The organism is Corynebacterium sp. HMSC27B11 (genome assembly GCF_001815985.1).
Classification (GTDB): domain Bacteria; phylum Actinomycetota; class Actinomycetes; order Mycobacteriales; family Mycobacteriaceae; genus Corynebacterium.
Map to the genome: position 1 here is coordinate 93,495 of NZ_KV823558.1, position 14,293 is coordinate 107,787.

A 14,293-nucleotide genomic window follows, 5' to 3' on the forward strand; every position below is an offset into this window, starting at 1 on the left:
CCCGCTAATCCTCCCAAGAATCTTTCAAAGGAAACATCACTAGTATGAGCACTCTTGAGATCAAGAACCTCCACGCCCAGGTCCTGCCCTCGGACGAGAACGACGAGCCGAAGAAGATCCTCAACGGCGTGAACCTCACCATCAACTCCGGCGAGACCCACGCCATCATGGGGCCGAACGGCTCCGGTAAGTCCACCCTGGCCTACGCCATCAGTGGCCACCCGCGCTACGAGGTCACCGAGGGCGAGGTGCTGCTCGACGGCGTGAACCTCCTCGACCTGGACGTCGATGAGCGCGCCCGCGCCGGCCTCTTCCTGGCGATGCAGTACCCGACCGAGGTGCCGGGTGTCTCCATGGCTAACTTCCTGCGCTCCGCGGCCACCGCCACCCGTGGCGAGGCCCCGAAGCTGCGCGAGTGGGTCAAGGAGGCCCGCGAGGCGATGAAGGAGCTGGACATCGACCCGTCCTTCTCCGAGCGTTCCGTCAACGAGGGCTTCTCCGGTGGCGAGAAGAAGCGCCACGAGGTGCTGCAGCTCGGCCTGCTGAAGCCGAAGTTCGCCATCCTGGACGAGACCGACTCCGGTCTGGACGTCGACGCCCTGCGCATCGTCTCCGAGGGCATCAACCGCTACCAGGAGCGCGAGAACGGCGGCGTGCTGATGATCACGCACTACCAGCGCATCCTGAACTACGTGAAGCCGGATCACGTGCACGTCTTCGCCGGCGGCCGCATCGTGACCTCCGGTGGCCCGGAGCTGGCAGAGCAGCTGGAGAACGAGGGCTACGACAAGTTCGTCAACGCCTAAAGACGCACCGAAAGTCCCACCCCGCGACCCCTGGGGTGGGTTTTCAATCCCCGCAGGCATGCTTCAACCGCGTCACTGCGGGTTAGAGAAGCGGAGAATCGAAGGTTTTCATGGTTGATACTCATCTCGACACCCACGCGATCCGACAGGATTTCCCCATCCTTTCCCGCACCGTTCGGGACGGCCAGCCGCTGATCTACCTCGATTCCGGGGCGACCGCGCAGCGCCCCCTGCAGGTGCTGGACGCGGAGCGCGATTTTCTGACCAAGCACAACGCCCCGGTCCACCGCGGTGCCTACCAGATCGCGGAGGAGGCCACCGACGCGTATGAGGGCGCCCGCGAGGCCATCGCGGCCTTCGTTGGCGCGGCGGATGAGGAGATCGCCTTCACGAAGAACGCCACCGAGGCGCTCAACGAGGTGGCCTTCATCCTGGGGGACTCGCGGGCAGGGGAGCTGCAGGTCACCGAGGGCGACGAGATCGTCGTCTCTGAGCTGGAGCACCACGCCAACCTCGTGCCCTGGCAAGAGCTGGCACGTCGCACGGGCGCAACCTTGAAGTGGTTCCGCGCCACTGAGGACGGCCGCATCGACCTGGACAGCCTGCAGCTCAGTGAGAAGACGAAGGTCGTGGCTCTGACTCACCAGTCCAATGTCACCGGTGCGGTGCTGGACGTCAAGGAGGCTGTGCGACGCGCCCGCGAGGTCGGCGCACTCTTCGTGCTGGATGCCTGCCAATCCGTGCCACACATGGCGGTGGACTTCCACGACCTGGATGTGGACTTCGCGGCGTTCTCCGGGCACAAGATGCTGGGGCCCAACGGCGTGGGCGTGATGTACGGCAAGAAGGAGCACCTGCGGGTGCTGCCACCGTTCCTCACCGGCGGGTCGATGATCCAGAAGGTGACGATGGAGGGCTCCACCTTCGCCGACGCCCCGCAGAAGTTCGAGGCGGGCACCCAGATGACTTCCCAGGTCGTGGGTCTTGGCGCTGCGGTGGCTTACCTCAACGAGCTGGGCATGGACAAGGTCGCCGCCCACGAGCACGAGCTCACCGCCTATGCGCTGGCCCAGCTCAGCGAGATCCCGGGCCTGCGGATCATCGGTCCGACCGATATGCACAACCGGGGTAGCGCGGTGAGCATGGTGGTCGATGGAATCCACCCGCACGACCTGGGTCAGATCTTGGACGACCAGGGAGTCTCCATCCGGGTGGGACACCACTGCGCATGGCCGGCCCACACGTGCCTGGGCGTGCAGGCCACGGCGCGCGCCAGCTTCTACGTCTATAACGAGAAGTGGGAGATCGACCGGCTCGTCGAGGGCATTCGCAAGGCGCAGGAGTTCTTCGGCGTCTAGCCCCGCCGCCGGGGTGGTGACGCTCCTTTTCAGGACGTCATCGCCCCCACGTAGCAGAAGACCTGAACCCAACTACACAACCTCAACCTTCAAACGGTGGTGAAAGTACATGAGAATGGAACAGATGTACCAGGAGGTCATCCTGGACCATTACAAGCACCCGGAGCACGCCGGCCTGCGCGAGCCTTATGACGCGGAGGTCTTCCACGTGAACACCTCCTGTGGTGACGAGCTGACGCTGCGGGTGCACCTGAGCGAGGACCACAAGACGGTTCAGGACATCTCCTACGACGCAGTGGGCTGCTCTATCAGCCAGGCCTCCACTTCCGTGATGGCCGACGAGATCGTGGGCCTGCCGGTCACCGAGGCCTTCGCGAAGCTCGCGGAGTTCGAGAAGATGATCACCTCCCGCGGCAAGCTGGAGGGCGACGAGGACCTCATCGGCGACGGCATCGCCTTTAGCGGTGTCTCCAAGTACCCGGCCCGCGTGAAGTGCGCGTTGCTGGGCTGGAAGGCCTTCGAGGCCGCCGCGATCGACGCGGGCGTCACCCCGCCCGAGCAGACCGAGAACGCATAAAGATCAACCGTTAACCGACAACCCACCGTTTCTTTCACGGCACTTAAGCCCAACCCCCAAAGCGAGGAAAGCAATGTCTGAACAGAACCCTTCCAGCCCGGAGATGGACCCATCGCCGCTCAATGAGGTCCCGGAGCCGCCGGCGAACCCGAGCCCGGAGGATCTTGAGCGTTACGGCAAGATCGAGGAGTGCCTGCTGGACGTCATCGATCCGGAGCTGGGCATCAACGTCGTTGACCTCGGCCTGGTCTACGACGTCTGGGATGAGGGCAAGACCGTCATGATCAACATGACGCTGACCTCCCCGGCGTGCCCGCTGCACGACATGATTGAGGACCAAGCGCAGACCGCGGTGCTCAGCATTCTGCCGGAGTACGAGGATCTGCAGATCAATTGGGTCTGGACCCCGGCCTGGGGCCCGCAGATGATCAACGAGGAAGGCCGCGAGCAGCTGCGCTACCTCGGCTTCTCGGTCTAGTCGCGCTGCAGGCCGAAGCGTAGGTAACGCCAGGGGCGGCGATAGAGGGGGAGTAGCACCGGGTGAGTCCACCCGGTGTTTTTCCTTAGCCGCCACATGGTTCTGGCGGTGCGCAGCCCGCTGCGCCCGGAGAGGTAAGCCAGCTGGTCGGCGGTGGGCAGGGAGAAGAAGGCAGCGAAGAAGTTTTGGACGTCCGCGGTCTCGGCCTCGGCGACAAGCAGGGAACCGATCCGCCGCAGTGCCCGGGCGAGGGTCACATTAACCCGGCGGGCAGTCCCCGTGAGCTTCGCCCCACTGTGTGTTGCTCGAGCGTATTTCGCCTCCACGCGGTCGAGGAAGCCATCCACCTCCTGCAGTGCCGTGCCGACCGAATAGCCGGTCGCAGGGTGGATGAACCCGTCTCGGGCCCCGAAGGCGAGCACCCCTGAGCCAGCAGCGATGGTGCCCATCGGGATGGCGACGAGCTCCTCATCCACGACCTCCAGCTCCTCGCTCCAGCCCTTGCCCTGGAGGCGAGTAATCCGAGAGTCGAGCCGGGAGCGCAGCAGGGCGAAGTCAGCGTCGGTGGGGCGGGAGGTGCTTGCCAGAATCGTCTCTTCCGCCAGCCAGCCTTCGGGGAGGCGCTGGACGTAGAGGAAGCTGGGTTTGGCGCCACCGGGTTCTGCCGCGGGGGAGGCTGTCCAGTCCATCAGCGTGGGGGTGATCAGCGCTTCCGACAGCGTGGCGCCGGATCCCGGCACCGGGCGGAGCACGTAACCGACCGCAATCTGCCACAGCGCACCGCCTGTGGCCGCCCCGCGGCAGTCCACCGTGAGCCCCGGCAAGTCGGCGAATTGTTCCTCGGTCATGGCTTCGGCGTGCAGGCTTCCCCCGGCGTACCTCACTGCCTCGGCCGCCCCGGCTCGCAGGGCGCCTTTGGCCATCATCCGGTAGCGAAAGCCTAACTGCTTGGTGCTCCCCGGGGTGGGGGTCACGCGGATGGCTTCGGCAGGCGAGAAGAGCTCATCGGCCCAGTCGGGGACCTCCGGGGCGAAGGCTCCATAGGTGGCGGGCCAGGCTGGCCACGCGTCCGCCCCTGCTGCGTCCGGACGAGAACCGGGGTCGTAGCCGTGCACCTGCCAACCCCGCTCGGCGGCGCGCAGCGCGAGGATCGCGCCCGCTGGCCCCAAACCAATGATGTTGATTTGGCGCGGCCCGGCACCCCGGGCGGGCGCCGCAGGGGCTGCGCTAATACTCCAGCTCATGCCCCCAATCTAGCTAAGGGCCTGGCAGTGTTAGGGTATTGCCTGTGATTGTGACGAAGGATCTGGAAGTTCGGGTGGGCGCGCGCACGCTCCTCACCGCCCCCGGCGAGCACCTGCGGGTGCAGCCGGGCGACCGCATCGCGCTGGTGGGCCGTAACGGCGCTGGAAAGACCACCACGATGCGGATTTTGGCGGGGGAGACCGAGCCTTACGGCGGCAGTGTCGTCAGTTCCGGGGAGCTGGGCTACCTGCCACAGGACTCGAAGGAAGGGGACATCGAACAGAGTGCCCGGGACCGCGTCCTCTCGGCGCGCGGGCTCGACCGGATCCGGCAGTCCATGGAGCGCCAGCAGGAGATCATGGAGACCGCAACGACGGACTCCAAGCGCGACGCCGCGATCCGCAAGTACTCCCGGTTGGAGGAGCAGTACCACTCGCTGGGCGGCTACGAGGCCAATGCCGAAGCTGCCCGCATCTGCGACGCGCTGGGCCTGCCGGAACGGGTGCTCGACCAGCAGCTGAAGACCCTCTCGGGTGGACAGCGCCGCCGCGTGGAGCTCGCCCAGATTCTCTTCGCCGCCACGGCAGGTTCTGGGCGCTCCAAGACCACCCTGCTGCTCGACGAGCCGACCAACCACCTGGACTCGGACTCCATCGCCTGGCTGAAGGACTTCCTCTCCAAGCACGAGGGTGGGCTGATCATGATCTCCCACGACGTCGAGCTCATCGAGGCGGTCTGCAACCGGGTCTGGTTCCTGGACGCGGTCCGCGCCGAGGCGGATGTCTACAACATGGGCTGGAAGAAGTACCTGGACGCCCGCGCCCTGGACGAGGCGCGTCGACGTCGGGAACGGGCGAATGCAGAGAAGAAGGCCTCCGCGTTGAAGAAGCAGGCGGATAAGTTCGGGGCGAAGGCGAACAAGGCCCGCGCCGCCAAGCAGATGGTTGCCCGCGCTGACCGGATGCTCAACCAGCTGGATGAGGTGCGCGTCGAGGACAAGGTCGCCTCGATCCGCTTCCCGAAACCCGCCCCGTGCGGCAAGACCCCGCTGTTCGCCAAGGGGTTGACCAAGATGTACGGCTCCCTAGAGGTCTTCGCGGGCGTGGACCTGGCGATCGACAAGGGCAGTCGCGTCGTCGTCCTGGGCTTCAACGGCGCCGGTAAGACCACGCTGTTGAAGCTGCTGGCCGGGGTGGAGCGCACGGACGGGGAGGGCGGCATCGTCACGGGCCACGGGCTCAAGATCGGATACTTCGCCCAGGAGCACGACACCATCGACGGGGAAAAGTCCGTATGGCAGAACGCCATCGATGCTTGCCCCGACGCCGATGAGCAGGAGCTGCGCAGCCTGCTGGGCGCGTTCATGTTTTCCGGGGAGAAGCTGGACCAGCCAGCGGGCACGCTCTCGGGCGGTGAGAAGACGCGCCTGGCCCTTGCCACGCTGGTCTCCTCGCGGGCGAACGTGCTGTTGCTCGACGAGCCGACGAATAACCTGGACCCGCAGTCCCGCGAGCAGGTCCTGGACGCGCTGCGCACCTACGAGGGCGCGGTGGTGCTGGTGACCCACGACCCGGGTGCCGTGCGGGCTTTGGAGCCAGAGCGGGTCATCGTCCTGCCCGATGGTGTGGAGGACCTGTGGAACGACGAGTACATGGAGATCGTCGAGCTGGCCTAGGCCCGTCTGTCTGGTCGGTTGGTTGGCTGTTTGGCTGTCCGGCACGATGTGCCGGTTCGCAGTTGGCGCTTACCAGGACCAGCTGTTCGGCATGCGCCAGTTGCGCTCAGCGAGGTTGAAGACGGCTTCGCGCTGCTTCTTCGTCAGCCCCGAGTCCAGCTCCGCGTGGGTCTGACCGGGGCGGCGGCTAATTCCGACGATCGCCCAGCCGTTATTGTTCCAGTCATCTAACTTGGCATCCTCCGCCGAGCTCGCCATGTTGAAACGTGTGCGGTACCAGTCGGGGTTGCGCTTCATCTGAAACTCGAAGGAATGCATCTCCTTCAGCGAGCCATCGGGGTGGAGCACTTTCAGCGGTGCCCGGTAGTAGTAATAAAACGTTCGACCGGAGTCCCGGGAGCTGCTGACATCGGTGCGGCAGTGATAGAACTGCCCAACCAACGCAGGGTAGTAGTCGATCCAGCCATTCTTCCAGGCCGTGATGATCCGCCTGTGCCGGGAAACGTCGCGTGAGATCGCGTACGCCCCGACGAAGACAAAGAGGCTGCCGAGGGCGGCAAAGCCGATGTCGATGACGTCGAATTTATCGCGCCATGACCCGGTATCACTCAGACCGCTGAGCAGGAAGCGAAAGCCAATCAGCGCGAACACGCTACCGAAGAGCACGAAGATCAGGAAGAAAGCGATGCGCCCGGGCAGCGCTCCCCGATAGGGCGCAGACCCGGCCGCGTTCACTGCCTCGAAGACCCCGCTGTGGTCCCGCATCGGGTTGGGGCTGGCGTAGTAGTCCTCGTCTCGCTCGGGCACCAGCGGGTTCTCCAGCCCGGATTTGAACTTCAGTTGGGTGCGCGGCATGCGCGTCGGCTGCGTCAAAGCTCTGGCCCCTCGTCGCTGTGTTCTCGACAACAAAGTGTCCCCAGGATACGCCGTGGCACAGCTGCGGACTCGGAAAACCGAGCTGAAGCCAAGCACAGCGCCGATCATTAGGCGCTGTGGGCGATCCTGGTGACTGATCGTTCTATGAACGGGCTTAACGAAGCAAGGGACATACGGTAGACGAAAAATTAATAATAAGCACCACGCCAAGATTTTCCTGCGTAGTAACGAATACGCGAGATTGCTTGTGGGTGTACCTTTTGCCATGGGAAGCGATCACCCGTAGCATTCACCGGTTTATTGAGCACCAGGAGAGTGTCGGTCCCGGCAGTTCCGCCAACTGTGAGCGTGTCATCGTCTATAAAAATGGCAGACGCGAACGTGCGCTCACTGTGTTTTTCTGCCACGAGTTCTGCAGGAATCTCGACAAACACAATCTTTCCCCGACGCAGAACTATTCCTGGATCCGCAACGTAGCTGGGACGGATCCGCTCACTAGCAATCAGCGCGCAGATGTACACGACACCCCATACTGATAGTAAGAGCACAACGAGGCGCACAGTGTCTTCCGGCAAGAGTAGATGGACAACCACCATCTCGATAAAAAGGATCGCAATCACGCATAAGAGCATCTGCAATCGTCCAGGTGGGTGGGGAAGTGGCTCCGCCCCTTCAGGCACCAGGCTGTCTCCCCGCATCCACCGAAACAAATCGTGGTAGAGGCCCAGTTCGTATCGAGCGAGTCGGAAGCCAGGATGCTTCAGTAAAACCGTGATAACTTTATGCATCAAACTGCTCCGCCAGTTCCTTCAGTACCACCCGCTGCGCGCCACGGGTGGGAACATCACCCGCAGTGAGTAGTACCGAGCCATGGCGCAGGGTTGGAAGAATATCTCTCAACAGCCCTTTCGGAAGCAGTGCGCGGAGCTTTCCAGTGATTGATCTAACTGCGTTGTCTCGCGGCCGCAGCTCTCCAAGTAAGCTCCAGAGTCGACGGACTTCACGCTCGGATCTGACGCAATGCGGATCATCCAAGTTACGTCGAAGCTGTTCCCACGTGGCAGCAGTGGCTACTCCTGTAAACGCCATTAGATCCCACGCATCCAATTCACGCTGTAGTGCCTGTTCGTCCTCTATCACGCCCCGAAGCTTGCCTCTAAGCTCTTTCGGCGTGCCCGTAGGGTTTGCAGCCAACGTGGATAACCGTTCCCGCTGTTGTTGGAGATGCGCAATTCGCCTATCCAGCAGGTACAGGGACCGGGAGACGGCGTTTTTTAAATCTTCCGTATCTGTTGCGCCAACGTCTGCAACAGGAACGCCTGCGTCAATAAGAGCCCGGGCTCTAACGACCGCCGCAAGGTCTTTAACCGAATAGTCTCGATAATTTCCGCTAGTGCGGGATGGCTCGGCAACCGCGCCAATTTCATGCAGGTGCCGTACGGAGCGAACCGAGCATCCTGCTGCGGCAGCGACATCAGAAATTCTCACCCTTTAAACCTAAACCCTCACACAATGTGAGGGTCAAGGGTTAACAAGCTAGTTACGGAAGCCGTGGACCGGGGCGGGGATGAAACCGCCGCGGTGGACGAAGGCGTCGTTGCCCTTCGCATTCACCGGGATGACCGGGGCGTAGCCCAGCAGGCCACCAAAGTTGACCTCATCGCCCGGCTTCGTGCCCGGTACAGGGATGAGGCGAGCAGCAGTGGTCTTATGGTTCATCACGCCGATGGCGGCCTCGTCGGCAATCATGCCGGCGATGAGCTCGGCCGAGGTATCACCCGGGATGGCGATCATGTCGAAACCGACCGAGCAGATGCTGGTCATGGCCTCAAGCTTGTCCATGGTGATGGAGCCCTCACGCACAGCGTCGATCATGCCCTTGTCCTCGGAAACCGGGATGAAGGACCCGGATAGCCCGCCCACGCGCGAGCAAGCCATCATGCCACCCTTCTTCACCGCGTCATTGAGCAGGGCCAGTGCCGCGGTCGTGCCGTGGGTGCCGACCTGGTCCAGACCCATGCTCTCGAGCACGTGCGCCACCGAGTCACCCACCTCGGCGGTCGGGGCGAGGGAGAGGTCGACGATGCCGAAGGGCACGCCGAGGCGCTCGGCGGCCATCGTGCCGACCAGCTGGCCCGCGCGGGTGATCTTGAAGGCAGCCTTCTTAATCTCCTCAGCGATCTCGTTGAGGGAGGCGCCAGCCATCGGGGAGATGGCGTTGTTCACCACGCCCGGTCCGGAGACACCGACGGAGATCACCGTGTCCGGCTCCTCGATGCCGTGGAAGGCACCCGCCATGAACGGGTTGTCGCCGACTGCATTGGCAAAGACCACGAGCTTCGCGCAGGCGATGGAGGACTCGTCCTTGGTCAGCTCAGCTGCCTCCTTGACGACCTGGCCCATCAGTCCGACGGCGTCCATGTTCACGCCAGCACGGGAGGTCGCGACGTTCACCGAGCCGCAGACCGCGCCGGTGGTGGACAGCGCCTCGGGAATGGAGCGGATGAGCCGCTCGTCGGAGGTCGTCGCGCCCTTCTCCACCAGCGCGGAGTAGCCACCGACGAAGTTCACGCCCAGCTCACCGGCGGCGCGGTCCAGCGCCTTGGCGATCTCCACCGGGTTACCCTCCACGCCGGCGGCGACGAGGGAGATGGGGGAGACGGAAACCCGCTTGTTGACGATCGGGATGCCCAGCTCACGCTCGATGCCCTCACACACCGGCACCAGGTCGCGGGCGCGCTCGGTCACGCGATCGTAGACCGCCTGAGCCGTGGCCTCCATGGTGGAGCGGGTGCAGCCGATGAGTGAAATGCCCATCGTCACCGTGCGGATGTCCAGACGGTAGTCCTCGATCATCCGGATGACCTCGAGGAAGCGGGCAGAAGAGAATTCGAAGTTCACGCCGGGCCGCCTTAGATATCGTTGATGGCGCTGAACAGAGCCTCAGACTGGATGCGCACGACCATGCCCAGCGGCTGGCCCGCGGCGTCAAAGGCCTCCTGGAGGGCGCCCATATCCACGTCTGTTTCCGGCAGCTCCACGCGCATGATCATGGTGAAGAAGTCATCCATGATGGTCTGGGAGACGTCGACGATATTCAGGCCCTCGTCGGCTGCCGCCTTCGCGACGGCGGCGATAACACCGGGGCGATCCTTGCCGGTAGTGGTAATGATTGCATACATGCGGCCAGTATAGACCTGGAAAAATGCGCCTAGAAACGGGTGTAGGGTGGGCGCCATGAAAAAGCAGCATGTTCTTGTCCTTGGCGCCGGCGAGAACGTCTCGCGCCACAGCATCCCGAAGCTCGTCGCAGCAGGCCACAGCGTCACGGCCCTGGTCCGCAACCCCGAGCAGGTCCAAAATCTCGTCGACGAGGGTGCTACCGCGATTGTGCGCGATCTCACTACGATCAGCACAGAGGATTGGGCGCGTCTGCTGAGCCCCTTCGATGTGGTCGTCTGGTCCGCCGGTGCTGGACGGCGCCATGGACCCCGCCTCCGAGACGCCGCGCGAGCTGGTCGCCGACGTCATCGTCGAGTCCGTCGGGCGTGGGGAAGCCTTTGACCGCAACCCGCTCGACTTCGAAAACGGAACGGGCTCGGTCGCCGACGTCTAACCGCGGGGGCTACTCGCCGCGCACCGACTGCTCGACGAGGTCGAGCATCTTCTCGAGCTGCGCGGTGTCGGCCCCCTCCGCCATCTTCGCCATCAGCCCATCCATGACGGTCTCGAGGTAGGTCTGGATGACCTCCAGGGGCACGTCGGTGCGCATCGAGACATTATGGGACAGGCGGGTCCGGACGGCGGCATCGAGCACCTGCTGGTGCTTGCGCCACCGCGCCTCGAAGTCCGGGTCGGTGCGCAGCTTACGGACCGTTTCCGCACGGGTGATGTACCAGCTGTTGGTCTCCGGGTGCGTGATCATGTGCCGCATGACCTCAATGAGGCCGTGGTTCGACACGACCTCCGCCTGGCGGGCGGCGTCCTCCCGCACCACCGCGAGGAACAGGGCTTCCTTGTCCGCGAAGTGGTGGAAAATCGCACCCCGGGTCTTTCCGGTGGCCTTCTCCAGCCGGGCGACGGTCGCCCCCTCGTAGCCATATTGCGCGAAGCAACCACGGGCTTGCTCGATAATCTCCCGACGGCGGCGGGATAGTTCACGGTCGCTGACGATGGGCATGGCGGATTCCTTGATTGCGCACCTTCGGGATTGGGGGTGGGGTCGCGCGGGGTCGAAAAGTTTAAGAAAAGGGGAGAGGGGCCCACCGGCTAGGCCGGAAGGCCCCTCAGCGGATGGGGAGAATTACTTGTTCTCGTCCATCATGTTGCGCAGGACGAACTGCAGGATACCGCCGTTGCGGTAGTAGTCAGCCTCGCCCGGGGTGTCGATACGGGTCACGGCGTCGAACTCAATCTTCTCGCCGTTCTCCTTGGTAGCGACGACCTTCACGGTCTTCGGGGTCTCGCCCTCGTTGAGCTTCTCCAGACCGGTGATGTCGAAGGTCTCGGTGCCCTCGATGCCCAGGGACTTCCAGGACTCGCCCTCTGGGAACTGCAGCGGAACAACGCCCATACCGATGAGGTTGGAGCGGTGGATGCGCTCAAAGGACTCTGCGATGACGGCCTTCACGCCGAGCAGCAGGGTGCCCTTTGCAGCCCAGTCACGGGAGGAGCCGGTGCCGTACTCCTTGCCGCCGAGAACCACGAGAGGAGTGTTCTGCTCCTTGTAGTTCATTGCAGCGTCGTAGATGTAGGACTGTGGGCCACCCTCCTGGGTGAAGTCGCGGGTGTAGCCACCTGCAACGCCGTCCAGCAGCTGGTTCTGCAGACGGATGTTCGCGAAGGTACCGCGGACCATGACCTCGTGGTTACCACGACGTGCGCCGAGGGAGTTGTAGTCCTTGCGGGCAACGCCGTTCTCGTCGAGGTACTGAGCAGCCGGGGTGCCCGGCTTAATGGTGGAAGCAGGGGAGATGTGGTCGGTGGTGACGGAGTCGCCCAGCAGAGCCAGGACGCGTGCGCCCTCGACGTTCTCAACTGCCTCCGGCTCGCGGCTCATGCCATCGAAGTACGGAGCCTTGCGGACGTAGGTGGACTTTGGATCCCAGTCGAAGGTCTTGCCGGTCGGGACGTCCAGGCCCTGCCAGCGCTCGTCGCCCTTGAAGACGTCGGCGTAGTCAGAGACGTACATCTCCTTGGAGATGGAGGACTTGATGACCTCTTGGATCTCCTCGGTGGATGGCCAGATGTCCTTTAGGAAGACGTCGTTGCCGTCCTGGTCCTGACCCAGCGGCTGGGTCTCGAAGTCGAAGTCCATGGTGCCGGCGATGGCGTAAGCGATGACGAGGATCGGGGACGCCAGGTAGTTCATCTTGACGTCCGGGTTGATGCGACCCTCGAAGTTACGGTTACCGGACAGGACTGCGGTGGCAGCCAGGTCGGAACGGTTGATGCCCTCGGAGATCTCCTCTGGCAGCGGGCCGGAGTTACCGATACAGGTGGTGCAGCCGTAGCCGACGAGGTAGAAGCCCATTGCCTCGAGGTCCTCCCACAGGCCGGCCTTCTCGTAGTAGCCGGTGACGACCTGGGAGCCCGGTGCCATGGAGGTCTTGACCCATGGTGCAGCCTTCAGGCCCTTCTTGCGTGCGTTGCGTGCCAGCAGGCCTGCGCCGAGCATGACGGACGGGTTGGAGGTGTTGGTGCAGGAGGTGATGGACGCGATGGCGACCATACCGTGGTCCAGCTCCATGTCCTGACCGTTGTAGTTCACGGTGGTCGGAGCGGACGGACGGCCTTCAGCACCAGCGGCTGCGGACGGCAGGTTGCCCTTGGCATCAGCAGCGGAGGCCGGGGTGCCCTCAGCCTTCGAGGTGTCGTTCGTGCTTGGGCCTTCTGCGTCGAAGGCGCCGCCCTCTTCACCGACTGCGGTGTCGATGTAGTTGTGCAGGTCCTTACGGAACTGGGACTTGGAGTCGGTGAGCTCGATGCGGTCCTGCGGACGCTTCGGGCCAGCGATGGACGGAACGACGGTGGACAGGTCCAGCTCGAGGTACTCGGAGTACTCGACGTCGGCCTCCGGGTCGAGCCACATGCCCTGCTCCTTGGCGTAAGCCTCGACGCGGTCCAGGGTCTCCTGGTCGCGGCCGGTCAGAGCCAGGTAGTCGACGGTCTCCTGGTCGATCGGGAACATCGCGGCGGTGGAGCCGAACTCTGGGGACATGTTGCCGATGGTTGCGCGGTTTGCGAGCGGCAGCTCGGCAACGCCTGCGCCGTAGAACTCGACGAACTTACCGACGACGCCGTGCTGACGCAGCATGTCGGTGATGGTCAGGACGACGTCGGTTGCGGTCACGCCCGGCTGAATCTCGCCGCTGAGCTTGAAGCCGACGACGCGCGGGATGAGCATGGAGATCGGCTGGCCGAGCATTGCAGCCTCGGCCTCGATGCCACCGACACCCCAGCCCAGGATGCCCAGGCCGTTCTGCATGGTGGTGTGGGAGTCGGTACCAACACAGGTATCCGGGTAGGCCACGCCATCCTTCTCGAAGACGGAGCGAGCGAGGTACTCGATGTTGACCTGGTGGACGATACCGGTTCCCGGAGGAACGACGCGGAAGTTCTCGAAGGCGCCGGTGCCCCAACGGAGGAACTTGTAGCGCTCCTCGTTGCGCTGGTATTCGATCTCAACGTTCTGCTCGAAGGCCTGGTCAGAACCGAAGGCCTCGATGATGACGGAGTGGTCGATGACCATCTCAGCCGGGTTCAGTGGGTTGACCTGGTCGGCGTCGCCGCCCAGGGAGACCACTGCGTCACGGATGGTTGCGAGGTCAACGATGCAGGCCACGCCGGTGAAGTCCTGCATGATCACACGAGCCGGGGTGAACTGGATCTCGATGGATGGGTCAGCCTTAGGATCCCAGTTCGCGATGGCCTCGATGTGCTCACGGGTGATGTTCTTACCATCCTCGTTCCGCAGCAGGTTCTCGCCAAGCACCTTCAGGGAATAAGGGAGCTTCTCCATGCCAGGCACTGCGGACAGGCGGAAGATGTCGTAGCTCTTCTCGCCAACCTCCAGCGTGCCCTTCGCGTCGAAGGAGTTGATGCTTTCAGTCACTATTAGCTCCTGAGTCTCTTCTCGTAGTCGATAAGTCGCTCCGCGGGCTGGAGCGCGGGGGAGCGCTCCTTAAAATTACGTCCCGGAGTTCGTCGTGGACGTAGCACGGGGAGTACACCTCTATTATGCAGGTTTTCCCGGTGACGTCTGCCACCGACATTAAC

The 14,293-nt window shown here is 63.5% G+C and carries 14 protein-coding genes and 1 pseudogene; 7 read left to right on the forward strand and 8 right to left on the reverse strand.

Annotated elements, in window-relative coordinates:
• Window positions 1-44: 44 nt before the first annotated feature.
• The 4 genes from sufC (at window position 45) to HMPREF3097_RS05180 (ending at window position 3,219) form a co-directional block, all read left to right on the forward strand.
• Complete coding sequence (gene sufC, locus HMPREF3097_RS05165; protein ID WP_070758909.1) at window positions 45-806, forward strand: Fe-S cluster assembly ATPase SufC; 762 nt, start codon at window positions 45-47, stop codon at window positions 804-806.
• A gap of 110 nt (window positions 807-916) precedes the next feature.
• Window positions 917-2,164 (forward strand): cysteine desulfurase, encoded by a 1,248-nt coding sequence (locus tag HMPREF3097_RS05170; protein ID WP_070761414.1) that lies wholly within the window; start codon window positions 917-919, stop codon window positions 2,162-2,164.
• 109 nt (window positions 2,165-2,273) lie between these two features.
• The gene (sufU, locus tag HMPREF3097_RS05175) at window positions 2,274-2,741 is read left to right on the forward strand and encodes a Fe-S cluster assembly sulfur transfer protein SufU (RefSeq protein ID WP_070758907.1); all 468 of its coding nucleotides are present in this window, start codon (window positions 2,274-2,276) and stop codon (window positions 2,739-2,741) included.
• Window positions 2,742-2,814: 73 nt separating this feature from the next.
• Window positions 2,815-3,219, forward strand: a complete 405-nt coding sequence (locus HMPREF3097_RS05180) for a metal-sulfur cluster assembly factor (protein ID WP_070761415.1) — start codon at window positions 2,815-2,817, stop codon at window positions 3,217-3,219.
• On the opposite strand, the gene HMPREF3097_RS05185 is transcribed toward HMPREF3097_RS05180, so the two are convergent.
• Window positions 3,216-4,463 (reverse strand): lycopene cyclase family protein, encoded by a 1,248-nt coding sequence (locus tag HMPREF3097_RS05185; protein ID WP_083317961.1) that lies wholly within the window; start codon window positions 4,461-4,463, stop codon window positions 3,216-3,218. The genes HMPREF3097_RS05180 and HMPREF3097_RS05185 overlap by 4 nt on opposite strands.
• A 44-nt stretch (window positions 4,464-4,507) precedes the next feature.
• On the opposite strand from HMPREF3097_RS05185, the gene HMPREF3097_RS05190 reads away from it, so the two are divergent.
• Window positions 4,508-6,139, forward strand: a complete 1,632-nt coding sequence (locus tag HMPREF3097_RS05190; protein ID WP_070761416.1) for an ABC-F family ATP-binding cassette domain-containing protein — start codon at window positions 4,508-4,510, stop codon at window positions 6,137-6,139.
• 69 nt (window positions 6,140-6,208) lie between these two features.
• Here the strand turns inward: HMPREF3097_RS05190 and HMPREF3097_RS05195 are convergent, their stop codons facing one another.
• The 5 genes from HMPREF3097_RS05195 to HMPREF3097_RS05215 all read right to left on the reverse strand — a co-directional run bounded on the left by HMPREF3097_RS05195 (window position 6,209) and on the right by HMPREF3097_RS05215 (window position 10,197).
• Window positions 6,209-7,012 (reverse strand): hypothetical protein, encoded by an 804-nt coding sequence (locus HMPREF3097_RS05195; protein WP_246821295.1) that lies wholly within the window; start codon window positions 7,010-7,012, stop codon window positions 6,209-6,211.
• 191 nt (window positions 7,013-7,203) lie between these two features.
• The gene (locus HMPREF3097_RS05200; RefSeq protein ID WP_070758904.1) at window positions 7,204-7,803 is read right to left on the reverse strand and encodes a hypothetical protein; all 600 of its coding nucleotides are present in this window, start codon (window positions 7,801-7,803) and stop codon (window positions 7,204-7,206) included.
• Window positions 7,796-8,503, reverse strand: a complete 708-nt coding sequence (locus HMPREF3097_RS09515) for a MerR family transcriptional regulator (protein ID WP_083317341.1) — start codon at window positions 8,501-8,503, stop codon at window positions 7,796-7,798. Before HMPREF3097_RS09515 ends, HMPREF3097_RS05200 begins: the two co-directional genes overlap by 8 nt.
• Window positions 8,504-8,551: 48 nt before the next feature.
• Window positions 8,552-9,916, reverse strand: a complete 1,365-nt coding sequence (locus tag HMPREF3097_RS05210) for a PFL family protein (protein WP_070761417.1) — start codon at window positions 9,914-9,916, stop codon at window positions 8,552-8,554.
• An 11-nt stretch (window positions 9,917-9,927) separates the two neighbouring features.
• Complete coding sequence (locus HMPREF3097_RS05215; RefSeq protein ID WP_070758901.1) at window positions 9,928-10,197, reverse strand: ACT domain-containing protein; 270 nt, start codon at window positions 10,195-10,197, stop codon at window positions 9,928-9,930.
• 55 nt (window positions 10,198-10,252) lie between these two features.
• Between HMPREF3097_RS05215 and HMPREF3097_RS09950 the strand changes: the two are divergent.
• Window positions 10,253-10,453, forward strand: a pseudogene (locus HMPREF3097_RS09950) (NAD(P)H-binding protein); the annotation flags it as partial.
• A gap of 10 nt (window positions 10,454-10,463) precedes the next feature.
• A complete protein-coding gene (locus HMPREF3097_RS09955) occupies window positions 10,464-10,631 on the forward strand; it encodes a hypothetical protein (protein WP_246821299.1) in 168 nt (55 codons plus the stop codon).
• A gap of 9 nt (window positions 10,632-10,640) precedes the next feature.
• On the opposite strand, the gene HMPREF3097_RS05225 is transcribed toward HMPREF3097_RS09955, so the two are convergent.
• Together HMPREF3097_RS05225 and HMPREF3097_RS05230 are read right to left on the reverse strand one after the other, a co-directional pair.
• Window positions 10,641-11,195 carry a TetR/AcrR family transcriptional regulator gene (locus HMPREF3097_RS05225; RefSeq protein ID WP_070758900.1) on the reverse strand — a complete coding sequence of 185 codons (555 nt, stop codon included), beginning with the start codon at window positions 11,193-11,195 and terminating at the stop codon, window positions 10,641-10,643.
• A gap of 123 nt (window positions 11,196-11,318) precedes the next feature.
• Entirely contained in the window at window positions 11,319-14,129 is a 2,811-nt protein-coding gene (locus HMPREF3097_RS05230; RefSeq protein ID WP_070758899.1) for an aconitate hydratase, read from the reverse strand.
• Between the last annotated feature and the right edge of the window lie 164 nt (window positions 14,130-14,293).